The organism is Erythrobacter fulvus (assembly GCF_028595285.1).
GTDB lineage: Bacteria > Pseudomonadota > Alphaproteobacteria > Sphingomonadales > Sphingomonadaceae > Erythrobacter > Erythrobacter fulvus.
The window spans coordinates 227,432-245,587 of sequence record NZ_JAQQXQ010000004.1 but is presented as its reverse complement, the minus strand read 5'-3'; the positions used below and the strand labels follow the sequence as shown (position 1 = coordinate 245,587).

General features: G+C 65.3%; 19 protein-coding genes. 8 read left to right on the top strand and 11 right to left on the bottom strand.

Annotation, left to right across the window (positions count from 1 at the left end; genetic code table 11):
* Nucleotides 1–31: 31 nt before the first annotated feature.
* The 4 genes from OIK40_RS07095 to OIK40_RS07080 form a co-directional block, all read right to left on the bottom strand.
* The gene (locus OIK40_RS07095; RefSeq protein WP_273677349.1) at nucleotides 32–325 is read right to left on the bottom strand and encodes a GIY-YIG nuclease family protein; all 294 of its coding nucleotides are present in this window, start codon (nucleotides 323–325) and stop codon (nucleotides 32–34) included.
* A 102-nt stretch (nucleotides 326–427) separates the two neighbouring features.
* Nucleotides 428–1,429 carry a quinolinate synthase NadA gene (gene nadA, locus OIK40_RS07090; protein ID WP_273677348.1) on the bottom strand — a complete coding sequence of 334 codons (1,002 nt, stop codon included), beginning with the start codon at nucleotides 1,427–1,429 and terminating at the stop codon, nucleotides 428–430.
* 59 nt (nucleotides 1,430–1,488) lie between these two features.
* On the bottom strand, nucleotides 1,489–2,283 hold the full coding sequence (locus tag OIK40_RS07085; protein WP_273677347.1) for a hypothetical protein: 795 nt from the start codon (nucleotides 2,281–2,283) through the stop codon (nucleotides 1,489–1,491).
* A gap of 46 nt (nucleotides 2,284–2,329) precedes the next feature.
* Nucleotides 2,330–3,208 carry an MBL fold metallo-hydrolase gene (locus tag OIK40_RS07080; RefSeq protein ID WP_273677346.1) on the bottom strand — a complete coding sequence of 293 codons (879 nt, stop codon included), beginning with the start codon at nucleotides 3,206–3,208 and terminating at the stop codon, nucleotides 2,330–2,332.
* 136 nt (nucleotides 3,209–3,344) lie between these two features.
* Here OIK40_RS07080 and glpK point away from each other — a divergent pair, with 136 nt between their 5' ends.
* Nucleotides 3,345–4,817 carry a glycerol kinase GlpK gene (glpK, locus tag OIK40_RS07075; RefSeq protein ID WP_273677345.1) on the top strand — a complete coding sequence of 491 codons (1,473 nt, stop codon included), beginning with the start codon at nucleotides 3,345–3,347 and terminating at the stop codon, nucleotides 4,815–4,817.
* A gap of 45 nt (nucleotides 4,818–4,862) precedes the next feature.
* On the opposite strand, the gene OIK40_RS07070 is transcribed toward glpK, so the two are convergent.
* Both OIK40_RS07070 and OIK40_RS07065 read right to left on the bottom strand, forming a co-directional pair.
* A complete protein-coding gene (locus OIK40_RS07070; RefSeq protein ID WP_273677343.1) occupies nucleotides 4,863–5,324 on the bottom strand; it encodes a DUF1465 family protein in 462 nt (153 codons plus the stop codon).
* 156 nt (nucleotides 5,325–5,480) lie between these two features.
* A complete protein-coding gene (locus OIK40_RS07065) occupies nucleotides 5,481–5,690 on the bottom strand; it encodes a DUF465 domain-containing protein (protein ID WP_068863954.1) in 210 nt (69 codons plus the stop codon).
* Nucleotides 5,691–5,952: 262 nt separating this feature from the next.
* Between OIK40_RS07065 and OIK40_RS07060 the strand changes: the two genes are divergently transcribed.
* From OIK40_RS07060 to tilS, 5 genes are all read left to right on the top strand, one after another.
* Nucleotides 5,953–6,120 carry a YdcH family protein gene (locus tag OIK40_RS07060; RefSeq protein WP_273677342.1) on the top strand — a complete coding sequence of 56 codons (168 nt, stop codon included), beginning with the start codon at nucleotides 5,953–5,955 and terminating at the stop codon, nucleotides 6,118–6,120.
* Nucleotides 6,121–6,181: 61 nt separating this feature from the next.
* Nucleotides 6,182–8,452, top strand: coding sequence for a phosphoenolpyruvate--protein phosphotransferase (ptsP, locus tag OIK40_RS07055; RefSeq protein WP_273677341.1), 2,271 nt, complete (start codon nucleotides 6,182–6,184; stop codon nucleotides 8,450–8,452).
* Between the two features lie 157 nt (nucleotides 8,453–8,609).
* Nucleotides 8,610–9,605 (top strand): helix-turn-helix domain-containing protein, encoded by a 996-nt coding sequence (locus tag OIK40_RS07050; protein ID WP_273677339.1) that lies wholly within the window; start codon nucleotides 8,610–8,612, stop codon nucleotides 9,603–9,605.
* A 139-nt stretch (nucleotides 9,606–9,744) separates the two neighbouring features.
* Complete coding sequence (locus OIK40_RS07045; RefSeq protein ID WP_374211795.1) at nucleotides 9,745–10,710, top strand: tetratricopeptide repeat protein; 966 nt, start codon at nucleotides 9,745–9,747, stop codon at nucleotides 10,708–10,710.
* Nucleotides 10,701–11,705, top strand: a complete 1,005-nt coding sequence (gene tilS / locus OIK40_RS07040; protein WP_273677338.1) for a tRNA lysidine(34) synthetase TilS — start codon at nucleotides 10,701–10,703, stop codon at nucleotides 11,703–11,705. Before OIK40_RS07045 ends, tilS begins: the two co-directional genes overlap by 10 nt.
* Before the next feature lie 25 nt (nucleotides 11,706–11,730).
* Here the strand turns inward: tilS and OIK40_RS07035 are convergent, their stop codons facing one another.
* Nucleotides 11,731–12,585 (bottom strand): L,D-transpeptidase family protein, encoded by an 855-nt coding sequence (locus OIK40_RS07035; RefSeq protein ID WP_273677337.1) that lies wholly within the window; start codon nucleotides 12,583–12,585, stop codon nucleotides 11,731–11,733.
* A 176-nt stretch (nucleotides 12,586–12,761) separates the two neighbouring features.
* Between OIK40_RS07035 and OIK40_RS07030 the strand changes: the two genes are divergently transcribed.
* On the top strand, nucleotides 12,762–12,908 hold the full coding sequence (locus tag OIK40_RS07030) for a hypothetical protein (RefSeq protein WP_273677336.1): 147 nt from the start codon (nucleotides 12,762–12,764) through the stop codon (nucleotides 12,906–12,908).
* 218 nt (nucleotides 12,909–13,126) lie between these two features.
* On the opposite strand, the gene rimO is transcribed toward OIK40_RS07030, so the two are convergent.
* The gene (gene rimO, locus OIK40_RS07025) at nucleotides 13,127–14,515 is read right to left on the bottom strand and encodes a 30S ribosomal protein S12 methylthiotransferase RimO (RefSeq protein WP_273677335.1); all 1,389 of its coding nucleotides are present in this window, start codon (nucleotides 14,513–14,515) and stop codon (nucleotides 13,127–13,129) included.
* Between the two features lie 69 nt (nucleotides 14,516–14,584).
* Between rimO and OIK40_RS07020 the strand changes: the two genes are divergently transcribed.
* Nucleotides 14,585–14,986, top strand: coding sequence for a DUF1761 domain-containing protein (locus OIK40_RS07020; RefSeq protein WP_273677334.1), 402 nt, complete (start codon nucleotides 14,585–14,587; stop codon nucleotides 14,984–14,986).
* Between the two features lie 7 nt (nucleotides 14,987–14,993).
* Here the strand turns inward: OIK40_RS07020 and OIK40_RS07015 are convergent, their stop codons facing one another.
* Genes OIK40_RS07015 through serS form a run of 3 tightly spaced genes read right to left on the bottom strand, consistent with a single transcriptional unit; the run spans nucleotide 14,994 to nucleotide 18,128 of the window.
* Entirely contained in the window at nucleotides 14,994–16,067 is a 1,074-nt protein-coding gene (locus tag OIK40_RS07015) for a potassium channel family protein (RefSeq protein ID WP_374211794.1), read from the bottom strand.
* Between the two features lie 16 nt (nucleotides 16,068–16,083).
* Entirely contained in the window at nucleotides 16,084–16,848 is a 765-nt protein-coding gene (surE, locus tag OIK40_RS07010; protein ID WP_273677332.1) for a 5'/3'-nucleotidase SurE, read from the bottom strand.
* Entirely contained in the window at nucleotides 16,848–18,128 is a 1,281-nt protein-coding gene (serS, locus tag OIK40_RS07005) for a serine--tRNA ligase (RefSeq protein WP_273677331.1), read from the bottom strand. The genes surE and serS overlap by 1 nt, the downstream gene beginning before the upstream one ends.
* Nucleotides 18,129–18,156 lie beyond the last annotated feature (28 nt).

Here is an 18,156-nt window from a genome sequence, read left to right as displayed (position 1 = left end):
TCGCCCCAGCGAAAGCTGGGGCCTAGGGCGGCTATGCGTTCAGCCTGTGGAAGAGGTCATCCCAAGCCGGGTTCTGCTTCTCGATAGCCTCGATCTTCCACATCCGCTGCCAAGCTTTGATCGCTTTCTCGCGGGCGATAGCATCCGTGATGGTCAGGTGGTGTTCGATATATACCAGACGGGTGCATTTGTACCTGGCCGTAAATGCGCCGCCCTTCCCTTCGCGGTGCTGCATCACGCGAGCGGCCAAGTCGCTGGTGACGCCGGTATAGAGCACGCCGTAGCGCTTGTTCGTCATGATGTAGACACAGCCACCGCGCTCCATTTGAGAAGCTTAGCACATGGCCGCCCTAGGCCCAGCTTTCGCTGGGGTGACGGGGAAATTGACGTCATGCCAGCGAAAGCTGGCACCTAGGGCGGCTAAGGATCAATCCCCGCTGAACGGCACCTTGCCCAGATCGCCCAGCCCGACAGTCCCGCCGGCCATTTCCAGCATCCGGTCAAGACTGCGCTTGGCTTTCAGGCGGATGCCTTCCTCGATCTCGATACGCGGCTCCAGATCGCGCAGCGCGACGTAGAGCTTCTCCATGGTGTTGAGCGCCATGTAGGGGCAGATGTTGCACGAACAGTTCCCGTCAGCGCCCGGTGCGCCGATGAAATTCTTCTCCGGCAGCGCCTTCTCCATCTGGTGGATGATGTGCGGCTCGGTCGCGACGATCAGCGTGTCGCCCTCGAATTCCTGCGCAAACTTTAGAATGCCGCTGGTCGAACCGACATAGTCTGCGTGGTCGATGATCGTCGGCGGGCATTCCGGGTGCGCGGCGATCGGCGCGTTCGGATATTGCTCTTTCAGCTTGAGCAATTCGGTTTCGGAGAACGCTTCGTGCACGATGCACACGCCGGGCCACAGCAGCATCTCGCGATTGAACTTGCGCGACAGATAGCCGCCAAGGTGCCGGTCGGGCCCGAAGATGATCTTCTGTTCGGGCGGAATCTGGGCAAGGATCGTTTCGGCGCTGGAGGAGGTGACGATCACGTCGGACAGCGCCTTCACTTCCGTAGAACAATTGATGTAGGTCAGCGCGATGTGATCAGGGTGGGCTTCGCGGAAGGCGCGGAACTTCTCGGGCGGGCAGCTGTCTTCAAGGCTGCATCCGGCGTCCATGTCGGGCAGGATCACGATCTTGTCGGGCGAAAGGATCTTGGCGGTATCGGCCATGAACTTGACCCCGCAAAAGGCGATCACGTCGGCATCGGTCGCCGCCGCCTTGCGCGAGAGTTCGAGGCTGTCGCCCACGAAATCGGCAATGTCCTGAATGTCCGCCGTCTGGTAATAATGCGCAAGGATCACCGCGTTGCGTTCTTTGCGCAGGCGGTCGATCTCGGCCAGCAGATCGGCGCCGGTGGGGACTTTGGTGACTTGGTTCATGGGTCTTCCCGCTCGTTATCGTGCAGGGGACATAGGCACGGCCGCAGGGATTTTCGAGCCTAAAGTCCAGCCGGCGGCGCGCCGGCGGTGCCCGAGGGCGTGAGGCTGATCGCATATTCCGTCATGCCCGCGCCCAGCCCGATGCCGTTGGCCAGCGCATAGATCATGGCAACAGCCCCGACGATGATCCACGAGGCGGGATGCACCCGGCCGCTGACGCGCCGGTCCAGCACCAGCAGCAGGCCGGCGATTGCGATGTGAACCGTGAAGCGGAACAGCTCGAAGGCTTCGCGGTTTTCGATGATCGCGGGAAAGGCCGCCTCCGGGCCGCCCAGCGCAGGGATCACGATGAAGGGCAGGGTGCGGCCCAGCACAGGCTCGTAGATCATCACCAGCGATCCCAGCATCAGCCGTTTGTGCCAGTCGGTGCGCTTGCGCATGATCGCGGCTCCGGCGACGAACAGGCCGAACATGGTGACATTGGCGAAACCGAGCACGAGGAAATAGCCGGGCGGGAAGAACGGCGGCACGCGGCCTGCCGCGAAAGTGGCGAAGATTGCGCCGAAACTGGTTGCGAAGGTGATAGCCGCAAGCGCCATCCCGGCCTTGCCCAGCTTGCGATGCGCGGCGATCTTGCCTCCCGTCGCGAGCATGACCTGCGCCGCGAAAACTGACACCCAGGCGGCCATGGCAACCGCGTGCACATGGGTTGCCGATGGCATCGCGGTGATGTCGGTAATCCCCGTCAGGTTGAAGGCGATAAAGCCGACAACTGCGATGCCCACAAGCGTGAACGCCGTCCGCCGGAAATAGCGGTTCTGCGCGGCATAGGCCTGTGCGCTGGTCGCCTGCATCAACAATCCCCCCACTTGTGCGCCGCGCCGGGAGACTAACCCATCCCTAGCACGTGCGCCACACTTCTGCCTCGCGCGCCGCCATGCCGCGTTTCTCGAGGTCGATGAGATGCGCGGTGACGCTCATCTCGGCCGCAGGGATCAGGCGTTCGTCCAGTCCCTTGTACATATCCGGGATGAAGTCGCAGACAGGCCGTGCGCGTTCGCCCAGCAGCCGCAGGATCTGGTTCTCGCGCTGGCGGCGGTGGCCGATCATGCCGCGCACCAGCTGGCGGGGTTTCTCGATCGCGGCACCATGGGCGGAGTGATAGCGCACATCTTCGCGCGCCAGCAGCTTCTCGAGGCTCGCCATGTAATCGCCCATGTCGCCGTCGGGCGGGATGACGACGCTGGTCGACCAGCCCATCACATGATCGCCCGTGAACAGCGCGCCCGATTCTTCCAGCGCGAAGCACAGGTGGTTGGAAGTATGGCCCGGCGTAGCCACTGCCGTCAGCGTCCAGCCCGTGCCGCGCATCGCCTCGCCGTCGGCGAGCACGCGGCCGGGGGCGTAGGTCGGATCGAATGCCTCGTCGGCGCGCGGCAGGTCGCTTTTCAGCACCAAGGGCGCGCAGCCGACGATCGGTGCGCCTGTCAGCGCGGCCAGCGGGGCGGCGGCGGGCGAATGGTCGCGGTGGGTGTGGGTGCACATGATCGCGACGACCTTGCGGCCCGCAATCGCAGCGATGATCGCGTCGATATGGGCTTCCTCGTTCGGCCCCGGATCGATCACCGCGCAATCCGGCCCCGCCGCCTCGCCCACGACATAGGTCTGGGTGCCGGTGAAGGTATAGGGCGAGGGATTGGGCGCGAGCACGCGGCGCACCAGCGGCTCGACATCTTCGGCAAGGCCCGTGGGCCAGGGCTTGGGAGGGATCGTGACCATGGGCTTGCATATGGAGTCTCACGTGGCAGAAGTCACGCAAGAGAGAGGAGCCGGGGTAACACCACCCTGCGCTCAGGCAGCGAAGCGGTAGCGCAACAACCGCGCGCTCAAGCAACGAAGTGGTAGCGCAACAAAGATGTCCGACTACATTCTGGTTCTCGACGAAGGCACGACCTCGACCCGCGCGATGCTGTTCGCCAGCGACGGTGTGCCGGTGGCGAGCGCACAGGCGCCCCTGACGCAGCATTACCCGCAGGCCGGCTGGGTCGAACATGATCCGGCGGAAATCTGGGAAAAGACTCTGGCCTGCGCGCTGGAGGTGATCCCCAGGGCGGGCGGGGCGGCGATGATCGCTGGGCTGGGCATCACCAACCAGCGCGAGACCGTGGTGGCGTGGGACAAGGCGACCGGCGAACCGCTCACCCGCGCGATCGTGTGGCAGGACCGCCGCACCGAGCCGCTGTGCGCGAGCTTGCGCGATGCCGGGCATGAAGCAGGCGTGCAGGAACGCACCGGCCTGCTGCTCGACCCCTATTTTTCGGGTACCAAGATGCGCTGGATGCTCGACAACGTGCCCGAAGTGCGCGCCGCGGCGGAGCGCGGGACGCTGGCTTTCGGGACGGTTGAAAGCTGGCTGGTCTTCAAGCTCACCGTCGGTGCGGCGCATATCTCGGATGCCAGCAATGCCAGCCGCACGCTGCTGATGGGGCTGGAGGACGCGCAGTTCGATGAAGGCCTTTGCGATCTGCTCGGCGTGCCATGGTCGGCGCTTCCCGGCGTGACCGACATGGCCGGTCCGCTGGCCATGACCGATCCGGCGCTGTTCGGCTGCGCAATCCCGATCACCGGCCTTGCGGGCGACCAGCAGGCCGCAACGATCGGGCAGGCCTGTCTTGCGCCCGGACAGACCAAGGCGACCTACGGCACCGGCGCCTTTGTGCTGACCTGTCAGGGAAGCCGCATCCCGCGTTCTTCCAACCGCCTGCTCGGCACGGTGCTGACTCAGATCGAAGGTCAGCGCAGCTACGCCATAGAAGGTTCGGTATTTGTCGCGGGCAGTCTTGTCCAGTGGCTGCGGGATTCGCTCGGCATTGTCGATGTCGCCGAGGAGACCGAGGCGCTGGCGCGCTCCATTCCCGATAGCGGCGGGGTGGTGATCGTGCCTGCCCTGGCGGGCCTTGGTGCGCCGCACTGGCAGGCCGAGGCGCGCGGTGTCATCGCGGGCCTCAGCTTCGCCAGCGGCAAGGCGCAGCTTGCGCGGGCGGCGCTGGAGGCAATGGCGCACCAGACGCACGATCTTGCCACCGCTTTTGCTGCCGACGGGGCCGCATGGCAGGCCTTGCGCATCGATGGCGGCATGGCGGCAAATGACTGGATGGCGCAGGACCTTGCCGACATGCTCGGCATTACCGTCGAACGACCGGGCTTCGTCGAAACGACTGCGCTGGGCGCAGCGATGCTGGCCGCGACCGGAGCGGGCCTTTACCGCAGCCTGGATGAAGCGGCAGCGGCAATGCGCGGGCAGTTGGCGCGGTTCGAGCCGGCGATGGAGGAAAGCGTGCGGAACGAGCGGCTGGCGCGGTGGCGCAAGGCGCTTGGCGCGGCGTGATTGCGCCTTTTGTTGTCAGCTTGCGCTGAAGGCATACCGAGAGGTCTAGCCCAGATTACCGAACGCCCGCCCGATCCGGTCCTGGAATGAGCGTGCGGGCGAGGTCATCTCGAAATGCTGGCGCCATGCCTCGTCCAGCCGGGCGATACGCTGGTGCAGCCGCTCGGTCTCGGCGATCAGTTCGCGGGTTTCGGGTTCGAGCAGAGCGAGCTGCTTCTCGTCCGCGCCGCGATCAGGCGGCAGTGTGCCGTGCAGCCGGACCTGACTTTCGCTGAGCTCTCCGGAAAACAGTGCCCGCTGGTTCAGCAGCCATGCCAGCACGTGCATCATCCGGGTGGTGGTCTTCAGCCCCTCGGTCGAGAGCGCGAGCCGCACGAAGGCATCCTCACCGATCAGCGGTTCACGCGTGCCGGCGGCGAACACCGCACGCACTTCATCGGCGAGCACAAGCGCTTCGGTATAAAGCGCCTCGATGATCGGGCGCGAGAGATTGGTGGTCCGTGCCATGTGCGTCAGAGATTACGCACACCGCGCCTGGCCCGCCACTGGGGCATGGTTACTTTCCAAGTAATTTTTGCGCTTTGTCCCGACCGGGAACAGTTTTCCGCGATGCTTAACGCGGCGGGCAGGCGGGCTGTGCCGTGACGGCGACGAACCGTCTTGTTACGCGATGATATCCGGCAGCAGCGTGTCCTCGATGATCGCAATCTGATCCTTCAGGCGCAGCTTGCGCTTCTTCAGGCGGGCGATCTGAAGCTGGTCGGCAAAGGCATTCTGGCGCGCGGCCTCGGTCAGGGCGGCGATCGCGGCATCGAGGTCGCGATGCTCGGTCCTGAGCAATTCGAGCTTTTTGCGGAGCTCCTGCTCGGTCATGCCTGCCTTGTGTCCCCTTGCTGCGCGTCTAGCCTGCTGGCCGCGCTACGCGTTCCTGTGCGATTCGATAAGATGCCCTGCGCATTTTTCCCGCGATCCGCCCGCCAACGGTTCGTCGCAGACAGATGCGGATAGGACGATTCACATTGCGGAAAGGCTTTCAAAGCCAACCTGCATGTGGTTTCAATGAAACCTGCGGCTCGGCCGCGTGTTTGCCGAGTCGCCTTCTGGGGGCACACCCCCGCAGGAAAGGAGAACTCATATGGCATCGACCGCAGTGTCTTCCCACATCCACGCCCTTCAGGCCAAGCATGCCGAGCTCGACGAGCGGCTGCACGATGAAATGGCCCGGCCTGTGCCCGACACCGCGACGATCCAGGCTCTCAAGAAGCAGAAGCTGCGATTGAAGGAAGAAATTGCCGGCTTCTGACGACCGCTTAATCGCGGCGAGAGTTGCAGGTTGCGGGTCGCGGCCCTAAGCCTGCAAGCCGATGAGTGCAGCCGCAGCAGCCCGCCAGATTCTCACCCGCCTGACCGAGGTCATGGCCTCGCGCCTGCACGCGCAGGGCAAGCTCGATCAGGTGGTGGAGATTATCGGCGAATGCCTGTCGAGCGAGGTGTGTTCGATCTACCTCCTGCGCGAAGGCATGCTCGAACTCTTCGCCACCCGCGGCCTGAACCAGAGCGCGGTCCACGTCACGCGCATGGCGATCGGCGAAGGGCTGACGGGCGCGATCGCGCAGAAGGTCGAGACGCTCAATCTTGCCGAGGCCAAGGCCCATCCCGACTTCCAGTATCGCCCCGAAACCGGCGAGGAAAAGTTCCATTCCTTCGCCGGCGTGCCGATCGTCTACCGCGAGCGCGCGGTCGGCGTCTTGTGCGTCCAGCATGTCGAGCAGCGCCGCTATGAAGAGGTCGAGATCGAGGCGCTCCAGACCACCGCAATGGTGCTGTCCGAACTGATCGCCAATGCCGAATTGGTCGACGAGGAAGAAGCACGCGGGCTGACGCAGGAGCAAACCGGGCCGCAGACCCTTGCCGGTCTGACGCTGGTAAAGGGCCTTGGCGCGGGCGCCGCGGTCTATCACCAGCCGCGGGTCGAGATCACGCAGGTCATGGCCGAGGACATCGAGGCCGAACGCCAGCGCGTCTACCGCGCTTTCGACAAGATGCGCGAGCAGATCGACAGCCTCGCGAGCCAGGCCGAATTCGGCGTGGGTGGCGAGCACGAGGAGGTGCTCGAGACCTACAAGATGTTCGCCTATGACGAAGGCTGGTCGCGGCGCATCAACGAGGCAATCGATTCCGGCCTGACCGCCGAAGCCGCGATCGAGCGCGTGCAGCAACACACCCGCATGCGCATGCGCGAGATCGACGATCCGCTGCTGGCTGACCGGATGCACGATCTGGAAGATCTGGCGAACCGGCTGCTCAGGATCGTCGCGGGGCAGATCGGCACTGCCGCATCGCAGGGTCTGCGCAAGGACACCATCCTGATCGCACGCAATCTCGGCCCGGCCGAATTGCTCGAATATGACAAGCGCCGGCTGAAGGGCGTGATCCTTGAGGAAGGCTCGCTCACCGCGCATGTCGTAATCGTGGCGCGGGCGATGAACGTACCCGTGATCGGCCGGGTCAAGGGGGTGCGCACCACCATCCGCGAAGGCGACGAGATCCTGCTGGACGCAACCGCGGGCAGCGCCATCGTGCGCCCGCTGCCGCAGGTGGCCGATGCCTTCCACGCGCGGTTTGCCAAGAGCCGCGAGAAGCAGGCGGCCTATGCCTCGCTAAGGGATGTAGAACCCTTCACCCGCTGCGGCACACGCATTCAGGTGATGATGAACGCCGGGCTGCGCGATGATATGAGCGCGCTGGCGATGACGGGGGCCGACGGCGTGGGCCTATTCCGTACCGAGTTCCAGTTCCTCGTCTCCGCCACCCTGCCGCAACGCGAACGCCAGACCCGGCTCTACCGCGACGTTCTTGATGCCGCAGGTGACAAGCCGGTGATCTTCCGCACCGTTGATATCGGCGGCGACAAGTCGGTGCCCTACCTCGCCTCGGAAATTGCCGCGCAGGATGAAAACCCGGCGATGGGCTGGCGCGCGCTGCGGCTCGCACTCGAACGCGAAGGGTTGATGAAGGTGCAGGCGCGCTCGCTGCTTGAAGCCGCCGCCGGACGCTCGCTTTATGTCATGTTCCCGATGGTCTCCGAACCGTGGGAATTCGATGCCGCCAAGGCGGTGTTCGACGAACAGCTCGCCTATCTGCGGGCGCAGAAGAAGCTGTTGCCCGAACGGATCCATTTCGGCGCAATGCTCGAAGTGCCGGCGCTGGCCGAAGTGCTCGACATGTTGTTGCCGAAGCTCAGCTTCCTGTCGATCGGCACCAATGATCTTACCCAGTTCCTGTTCGCCGCCGACCGCGCGAACCCCAAGCTGGCCGAGCGTTACGACTGGCTCAGCCCCTCGATCCTGCGCTTCCTGCGGCGGGTGATGCAGTCCAGCATCGGTTCGGGTGTCGATATCGGCGTATGCGGCGAGATGGGCGGACGGCGGCTGGAGGCGTTGGCGCTGATGGGCATCGGCTATCGCCGCCTGTCGATCACGCCTGCCGCCGTCGGCCCGATCAAGGAACTGGTGCGCAAGGTCGATCTGGCCGAACTTTCGGCGGCGATGACAGGATGGCTGGCCGATCCGCAGGTAAGCCTGCGCGCGGCGCTTTCCGCCTGGGCCGACGCGCGTGAAATCGAATATGACTGACGGCTGCTGGTGCGGCCTTGCGACTGCCCGTGCGCGGGATGGGGCACCCTGCGCCGTGACTGCTTGACACGGACCACTGCGACAGGCTGAGTCCCGTTCAAGAACAATTCACGCGAAATCGTCACAACAGCCTCAGAAGAAGGCGCGGACCCGGGTCATGGACAGCGAACAGGATATCAGCGCCGAAGATGCGCAGGACACGGCCTATGCCGGGGCAGGCGCGCGGCTAAGGGCGGCGCGTGAGGCGCGGCGGCTCGATCTTTCAGAGATCGCCGCCGAGACACGCATTCCGCTGCGCCATCTCGAGGCGGTCGAGGCGGGCGATTTCACCGCCCTGCCTTCGCGCGCCTATGCCATCGGTTTCTCGCGCACCTTTGCCAAAGCGGTCGGGCTGGACGAGGCTGTGATTACCGATGCTGTGCGGGCCGAACTGGCCGACGATACAGCGCGCCGTTCCGCAGCCGGATCGGGGATGGAGCCGGGCGATCCGGCAAAGCTGCCGTCTGCGGGGCTGGCCTGGTTCGGTGCCTTCGCGGCGCTGGTGCTGGCAGCAGGACTGATTGCATTCTTCGGCTCGCGTTTCGGGGCGGGCAGCGGCCCCGCGCCGCTCACTGCTCCCCCCACGCCCGCGCCGACGGCGATTGCGACGCCTGCCCCTGGTGCCGTGCCGGTTGAAGGGGGCGAAGTGGTGCTGACCGCGCTGGAAGACGGCGTGTGGGTACGGATCTACGAAGAAGGCGGCGAACGACTGATCGAAAGGCAACTGGCCAAGGACGAACGTTTCGTCGTTCCCACCGATGCGGTTGATCCGCGCATCAATACCGGGCGGCCCGATGCACTGGGGATCACGGTTGGCGGGCGGAGCGTTCCCAAGCTGGCAGAAACGCCCCTGACGCTTTCGGGCGCAGCGATTTCTGCCGGTGCGCTGCTGGGGCGCGAGGCACCCGCTCCCGCGCCGGGTTCGTCCCCCGCGCCGCTGGCTGCTTCCGCGCCTCGACCTGCAGCATCGACGCCTTCCCCCAGGCCCGCCGTGCGACAGTCGGCCAGTCCCGCGCCCGCGCCGGTTCAGGCATCCCCGGTTGCTTCTCCCGCCTCTGAATCCGTCCCCACCGAAGCCCCGGCGCCTGAGCCGGAGACAGCACCTGCGGATTGAGCCGCTCGCGCACGCGATTTCCGGTTGATTAGGCTGGTCCTCGCTCTCGACTTGCGCGGGGCGAAGCGGCAGGGGTTCGGCTGAAGTTCATGCGCCCCGCTGCAAAGCGGGGCGGCCATCGCAAGGGAGCCTACCCGACATGAAAACCGCTTTTCCGATGCTTCGTCCCCGCGTGATGCGCGCGATGCTGGCAGTCGCAGCCATTGCGGCCGTGCCCGTGCCGGCCTTCGCGCAGGATTCGGGAGACGAGGCGCGGCTGCGCAAGCTCGAGGCCGAAGTGCGCGCGTTGCAGCGCAAGGTATTTCCCGGTGCCGACGGACGCTATTTCGAGCCGCAGATCGCGCCCGGCACTCAGGCTCCGAGCAATAATGGCCAGGTGATGGGGGTGATTCCGCCTGCGACGACGGCGGTGACCGACATCCTCGTACGGCTTGATGCGCTTGAGGCCCAGCTTCAGACGCTGACCGCGCGTTCCGAGGAGCAGGCAAACATGCTCGCGCAGATGGAGACCCGTCTGGCGGCGCTCGAAACTGCCGCCGCACCGGCACCCGAACCGGCTTACGCCGCTCCGCCCGCGATCGACCGCAGCGGCGCGGGCAGCACGTCGGCTGTCATGGCCGCTACACCCGCACAGGCCCCCGCTTCCACTCCGGTCGCCGCGCCCAGCGCAGAACGGCTGGCAGCGGTGCAGGCGATTACCAAGCCGCAGACCGGCGATGCCGGAGACGACGAATATTCTTACGGCTTCCGCCTGTGGAACGCGGGCTTCTATCCCGAGGCGCGCCAGCAGCTGACGGATTTTGTCGAGAAATACCCCAGCCACTCGCGCATCAGCTTCGGGCGCAACCTGCTGGGCCGGGCCTTCCTCGACGACAACATGCCGAACGAGGCGGCGCGCTGGTTCCTGCGCAATTACCAAGCCGACAATAACGGTGCGCGCGCGGCGGACAGTCTGCTCTATCTGGCCAGGTCGATGATCGCGCTGAACGACATGCGCAAGGCCTGTATCGCCCTGTCCGAATTCGGCGACACCTATCCGCTGGTCGCCAGCGGTCGCCTCGCCGACGAATACAAGGCCACCTTTGACAAGGTGACGTGCAACTGACGCCTGATCTCACGGCGCGCTTCGCCGCCGATCTGGCGGCGCTGTGGCCGGAGGAAGATCGGTCCGGCCCGCTTGGCCTTGCGGTGTCGGGCGGGCCCGACAGTCTTGCGCTGATGCTGCTCGCGCATGAGGCGCTGCCCGGCGGCATCGCCGTCGCCAGCATCGACCATGGCTTGCGCGCAGAGGCAGCAGGCGAGGTTGCGCTGGTAGAGCGGCTGGCCGGTGAGCGCGGCATTCCCTTTGCCGCCATTACGCTCACCCTGCAGCCGGGCAATCTTCAGGCGCAGGCCCGCGCCGGACGTTATGCCGCGCTGGCGGCCTGGGCGAACAGCGAAGGGCTGGGCGCGATTGCCACTGCGCACCATGCCGACGATCAGGCCGAAACGCTGCTGATGCGCCTGAACCGTGGCAGCGGGCTGGCGGGGCTGGCCGGGGTGCGTGCCCGCTCAGGCATTGAAGGTACCGATGCTGTGCTGTTGCGCCCGCTGCTCGGCTGGCGAAAGGCCGAACTGGAAGCCGTTGTGACCCGAGCGGGGATTGCCGCCGTGCGCGATCCGTCGAACACCAACCGCGATTTCGAACGGGTGGCGCTGCGCGAACGGCTGGCCGGGGCGGCGGACTGGATTGATCCAGCGCAGCTTGCTGCCAGTGCGGCGCACCTCGCCGAAGGGTGGCAGGCGCTCCAGTGGTATGCCGAATGCGACTGGGAAGAGATGGTGATGAAGGACGACAGCGCCCCCGGGGGGATCGGCTTCGTCTATTGCGCCAACGTCCCGCGGGTGGTGGCGATCGAGACTATCCTGCGGATCATCGCCGAACTCGGCGGCCACGCCACCCGTGCCGAGGCTGCGCGCATGTGGGACCGGTTGTGGCAGGGCGAGAACGCGTCGCTCGGCGGGGTGCTAGCCGTGCCCGGGATTGAACGGGTCGAGAAGATCGGCGTGCTGATGCGGGTGTGGCGGTTCCGGCCGGAGCCGCCGCGTTCCGTTAATTGATTGCGCCGCCGAAGGTGGCCGAAAATCACATCACCTTGTCGCCGACGCCAACCATTTTGCCGCGGGTGATGATGACCTTGTCCCCGCGCTTGGCCGCGGCAAACAGCTTGGCCGCGAATTCGTCGGGCACGCCGATGCAGCCGTGGCTGGCATAGCCGTTGAGCACGGGCGAACCATGGATCGCAATCCCGTCCCACGTCAGGCGCAGCGTCCACGGCATCGGCGCGTTGTTGTATTTTTCCGAGATATTGTCCTTTTCCTTGGTCAGGATCGGGAAAGTGCCGAGCGGGGTGGGGTGCTTTTGCGTGCCGAGCAACGCCACTGCCGTGCCGATTTCGTGACCGTCGCGGAAGGCGCTGATCACCCGCGCATCAAGATCGACGGTGATCACCAGCTTGCCGGAACGCGGGGCGGCGCTTTCGTCCCAGAACCATTCGCCATAGCGGATGCCGCCTTCGATCGGCAGGATCGACTTGATCACGAAGGGATCATTGCTGACCGGAGCGGACCGCGCAGAAGCCGGAACGGCAACCGGGATCGGCTGCACCACTTCGCTGGCGATCATTCGCACCGCCGGGCCGCGCGGAGCTTCGGAGGCAGCGTCGGCGGAGGCAAAAGTCACCTCGTCGTCTGCGGCGAGCGGTGGCAGGCTGGCATAGATCATCGCCGGTTCTTCCTGCGCCGTTCCAGCGGGCAGGACGGTGTCGATCTGCGGCGACATTTCCCGATCGGGATCGATCCGCTCGAACGCGCTGTCGGCACGCGCGGCGACAAGCTGCGCGGCTTCGGCGGCATCCTGCGCGCTCGGCTGGGCCAGCAACGGCGCGCACGAGGCGGCAAGGGCGACCAGGGCGATGGGAAGGGCGAGAGACCGGATCATGCGCCGCATTATGCCGTGTCGGGCGAATGGTTGCCAGCGGTTAACCAATCCGCGTCCCTTGCGGGGACGATGGCCGGCGATGCATTAACGCCGAAGGTGGGCAGTCGCGGCAGATTTTCCCTTTTCTTTGCCGTCCGTTCGCCGGAAAAGGCTTCCCTCACAAGGGGATCGCTATCATGACGATATCCGTCCGCGCCATTCTTTCGCTTGCCGCCGGCCTGTTGGCCGCGCCGCTTGCCAAGTATGTGCGCGAGATGCCCGAAGCCTTCATTCCGCAGGCGGCGCTGCGCCGGGTGGCGCTGAATGAGGGGGCAGCGCGCTAGCCCGGTTTCCTACCGCAGACTGGCGCGATAGGCTTCGGGCGATCCGCTCTTTGCCATCGTTGGTTTCCCGCCTGTCTGGCGTTTCCGCGCGCCGCAGCCTGTGTCCGTCCGGCTGCGGGGCATCCCGAAAGCAATGATAAATCAATGTAATAGGGGTGGGCTTCAAAGGTGACAGGGTGTCACCTTTGTATACTTTGTAATTTTCGCAAAGCCCGCGCTTATTTTTGTGCGATCACCCCGAACAGGTCGTGCGCGTCGGCATCCTCGATGGTCGCTTCGACGATATCGCCGGGCGCGAGGGTGGAGGGGACGTTGCGCAGGTAAACCGCGCCATCGATTTCCGGTGCATCAGCCTGCGATCGTCCGGTGGCACCAATATCGCCGTCCTCGTCCGCCTCGCCCACCTCGTCGATGATGACGGGCAGCGTGCGACCGACCTTGGCGGCGAGTTTAGCGGCGCTGATCCGCTCGGTCACTTCCATGATCCGGGCGTAGCGTTCCTCCTTCACTTCCTCGGGTACCGGATCGGGCAGGGCGTTGGCTGTGGCGCCTTCGACCGGCTCGAACCGGAAGGCGCCGACGCGGTCGAGCTGGGCCTCTTCCAGCCAGTCGAGCAGATAGCGGAAATCCTCCTCGGTCTCGCCGGGGAAGCCGACCACGAAGCTCGAACGGATCGCGATGTCCGGGCAGATTTCCCGCCAGCTCTTGAGCCGTTCGAGCACCTTGGCCTCGTTCGCGGGGCGCTTCATCAGCTTCAGCACCTTCGGCGAGGCGTGCTGGAAGGGAATGTCGAGATAGGGCGTCAGCAGCCCTTCGGCCATCAACGGGATGACCTGATCGACATGCGGGTAGGGATAGACATAGTGCAGCCGTACCCACGGCGGGGTGCCGTCTGCGGTGCGCAATTGGCCGAGTTCGCGTGCCATATCGGTCATGTGCGCGCGCACTTCGCGGCCATGCCATGTCCGGCTCTCGTGGCGGATATCCACCCCGTAGGCGCTGGTATCCTGCGAAATGACGAGCAGTTCCTTCGTTCCCGCCGCGACCAGCTTCTCCGCCTCGCGCAGCACGGCGTCGATCCGGCGGCTGGCGAGTTTGCCGCGCAGCTGCGGGATGATGCAGAACGCGCAGGAGTGATTGCAGCCCTCCGAAATCTTCAGATAGCTGTAATGGCGCGGGGTCAGCTTGATGTCGGTGTCCGACGGCTGCGGGATGAGGTCGATGAAGGGCCCCTGCGAGGGCGGGGCATGGGTGTGGACCGCTTCCACCACCTGTTCGTACTGGTGCGCGCCGGTTACCGCGAGCACGCTGGGGTGCGCGGCGCGGATCGCGTCGGCTTCCTCGCCCATGCACCCCGTGACGATCACGCGGCCGTTTTCGGCAATCGCCTCGCCGATCGCGGCAAGGCTTTCTTCCTTGGCGGAATCGAGGAAGCCGCAGGTGTTGACCAGCACCACGTCGGCACCCGCGTAATCCTCGGCAAAGGCGTAGCCATCGGCGCGCAGACGGGTGAGAATACGCTCGGAATCGACGAGCGCCTTGGGGCAGCCTAGGCTGACCATCCCGATCTTTTTCTGGTCGGGGATTGCGGTGGTGGCAGTGGACATAGCGGCGCGCCCCTACACCAGCGCGCGGGTTTGCGCTAGCAGAGCGTGCAAGCGAGAGGAGATGCGCCGATGAATGACTTTGCCCTGTGGCCGGTGCTGGCCGGAACAGCCGCCTTCTTCGCTGTCGGCGCGCTTTGGTACGGCGTGATCTTCGCAAAGCCCTGGCAGCGCGCGGCAGGGTTATCGGACGCGCAGCTGAAAAGCGGCAACATGGCGCTGATCTTCGGGCTGACCTTTGCCTTCGAGATGCTGGTGGCGATGGTGCTGTGGCACCTGCTCGCCCGCACCGACCCTGCGCCCTTCGTGGTGATGATGATGGCGGTGGGTTTTGCTGTGGGCGTGATGATCCCTGCGATCGGCATCAATTATCTCTATCTCAGAAAACCGCTGGCGCTGTTCCTGATCGACGCCGGGCATTTTCTGGTCGGCATGGCAGCGATGGGCGGGGTGTTCGTCTGGCTGAGGGGCTGAGCGCGGTTCAGGCGTTGTCGCGGGCCATGGTCGGCACGATTTCGACCACCACGTCGCCCTGCTGCAGGTTCTGGCATTCGTCCTCCCAGAAACCGATGGCACGACCATTGCGGTAGATGCGCAGGCCCTGACCGCCGCTCTTGAGATCGGTGATCGGGCAGCCGCATTCCTCGGCGCTGACCACCCGTTCCACCAGTTGCACCCGCCCGCCGACACTGGCGAGATCGGCAAGGTAATCGGCAATGTGTTCGCCCTTGACGCTGCCGGCCAGCAAAAGGCCGGTGAAGCGCACCGGGTTGATCACGTTGTTTGCCCCCGCCTGCCGCGCGAGCAGCTCGTTATCGTCAGCCCGCACCACCACGCTGATCGGCACGTCGGGCGCGAGATGGCGCACGGTCAGCACGATCAGGATCGAGGTGTCGTCGCGCCCGGCCGATACCAGCACGCTTTGCGCCTGCGCGATGCGCACCGCCTTCAGCGTTTCGTCACGGGTCGCGTCTGCGGCCATCACGTTGACGCCGAGCTTTTCCGCCTCGGCAAGCCGCTCCTCGCTCGGGTCGATCACCACGATGCGGCGCGGATCGATGCCGCGCTCGACCAGTTCGCCCACACTCTGCGAGCCGGACACGCCATAGCCCAGCACCACAACATGATCGGTGAGCTGTTCCTGAATGCGAGCCATGCGCCATTTCTCCCAGCTACGCTTGATGACGAAATCATAGGCCGCGCCCACGAAGATGAACAGCACGGCGATACGCACCGGGGTGACGATCACCGCCTCTATCAGCCGCGCGCGGTCGGACACCGGGGCGATGTCGCCAAAGCCGGTGGTGGTGACCGAGATCATGGTGAAATAGACCACGTCGAGGAAGCTGATATGCCCGTCGACATTGTCGATCAGCCCGGCCCGGTCGTACCAGTGAATCATGATGACCATGAACAGCAGGGCAAAAGCAAAGCCTGCCCTCAGGCCCAGGTCGCCCCAGACGGGGATCTTGACCGCGCGACGCAGCGGGCGGAACTGGCTCGCCAGCATCGCCTTGCGGCGGAAGGGATTGCGGCCCGGTTTGCTCTCGGCCATCCGCCCCCGCCTCCGCTCAGTCCCCGAACCGCTCGGCCAGCACGCCGATGGTCGAATAATGGGTCAGGTCAAGCTGGAGCGGCGTCACCGCGACATAGCCTTCGTCGATTGCCTCCAGATCGGTGCCGTGATCGAGCGTGTGTTCGATCGGGTCGAGCCCGAACCAGAAATAGCGGTAGCCGCGCGGGTCGCGGCCTTCGACGATGCTGCCGCGCGAATAGTCGTGGAAGCCTTGCCGCACCACGCGGATGCCCTTGACCTGTTCAGGGGCAATCGCGGGGAAGTTGACGTTGATCAACGTGCGTTCGGCCATCGGCGCGTCGAGCAGCGGCGCAAGCACTTTGGGCCCCCATTCGCGCGCCGCGCCGAAAGGCACGTCGTCGCCCATGCCTTCGCGGGCATAGACCTGGCTGAAGGCGATCGCGCGAATGCCTGCCAATGCGCCTTCGATCGCGGCGGAAACGGTGCCCGAATAGGTGATATCGTCGCCCAGATTGGCCCCGCGATTGACGCCTGAAAGGATCAGATCGGGCGGAGAATCCATCACCGTGCGCAGCGCCATCATCACGCTATCGGTCGGCGTGCCGGTGACGGCAAAGCGCCTCTCGCCCAGCTTGTTGAGCCGCACCGGGCGGGTCAGCGTGAGCGAATGGCCCGCGCCCGACTGTTCCTCCGAAGGCGCACAAATCCAGATATCGTCGGAGAATTGCCGCGCGATCTCTTCCAGCACCTTCAGGCCGGGGGCGTGCACGCCGTCGTCATTGGTCAGCAGAATGCGCATCAGCGGGCAGGCTCCAGCTTGGTGATGCCGCCCATGTAAGGCTGCAATGCGTCGGGCACGGTCACGCTGCCGTCGGCGTTCTGATAATTCTCGATCACCGCCACCAGCGTGCGCCCGACCGCAAGGCCCGAGCCGTTCAATGTGTGGACGAACTCGGTGCGCTTCTCCCCCGCGACGCGGTAACGGGTGTTCATCCGGCGCGCCTGAAAATCGCCGGTGTTCGAGCACGAGCTGATCTCGCGGAAGGCGCCTTGCCCCGGCAGCCAGACCTCCAGATCATAGGTCTTGCGCGCGCCGAAGCCCATGTCCCCGGTGCACAGCAGCAGCTTGCGATAGGGCAGGTTCAGCTTTTCAAGGATGGTTTCGGCCGCGCGGATCATGCGCTGGTGTTCGGCCTCGCTGTCCTCGGGCCGCACGATGCTTACCAGCTCGCACTTCTCGAACTGGTGCTGGCGGATGAAACCGCGCGTATCGCGCCCGGCTGCGCCCGCTTCGGAGCGGAAGCACAGGGTAAGCGCGGTGAGGCGCATCGGCAGCGCGCTCTCGTCGAGCAGCTCGCCCATGACGCTGGCGGTGAGAGAGACTTCCGAGGTGGGGATGAGCCAGCGCCCGTTGGTGGTGCAGAAGCTGTCCTCGGCAAACTTTGGCAGCTTGTCGGTGCCGTACATCGCATCGTCGCCCACCAGCACCGGCGGGTTGCATTCCTGATAGCCCTGCTCGCGGGTCTGGGTGTCTAGCATGAACTGGCCGAGCGCGCGGTGGAGGCGCGCCATGTCGCCGCGCAGGAAGGTGAAGCGTGCGCCGGAGAGCCGTGCGCCGGTTTCGAAATCCATGCCGAGGGCTGGCGCGATATCGGCGTGTTCCTTCGGTTCGAAGTCGAATTCGCGCGGGGTGCCCCAGCGGCTGACCTCGACATTCTCCTCTTCGCCTGCACCATCGGGCACGTCCGTGGCGGGCAGATTGGGGATGATCTCCAGCGCCGCTTTCAGCTTCGCCGCAGCCTCGTCGGCGCGGGCTTCGAGCGCGGGCATTTCGTCCTTCAGCGCGGCGACTTCTGCCTTCAGCGCCTCGGCGGCTTCCTTGTCGCCCTTGCTCATCGCCGCGCCGATCAGCTTCGACGCTTCGTTACGGCGGCTCTGCGCGAGCTGCACCTGAGTGGTGAGCGCGCGGCGTTCCTCGTCCAGCGCGATCAGGCCGGCGGCGAGCGGTTCGAGGCCGCGCCGGGCCAGTGCTGCATCGAAAGATTCGGGGTTTTCGCGGATGAAGCGGATGTCGTGCATGGCACGGGCCTATGCCCGCTCGCGTTCA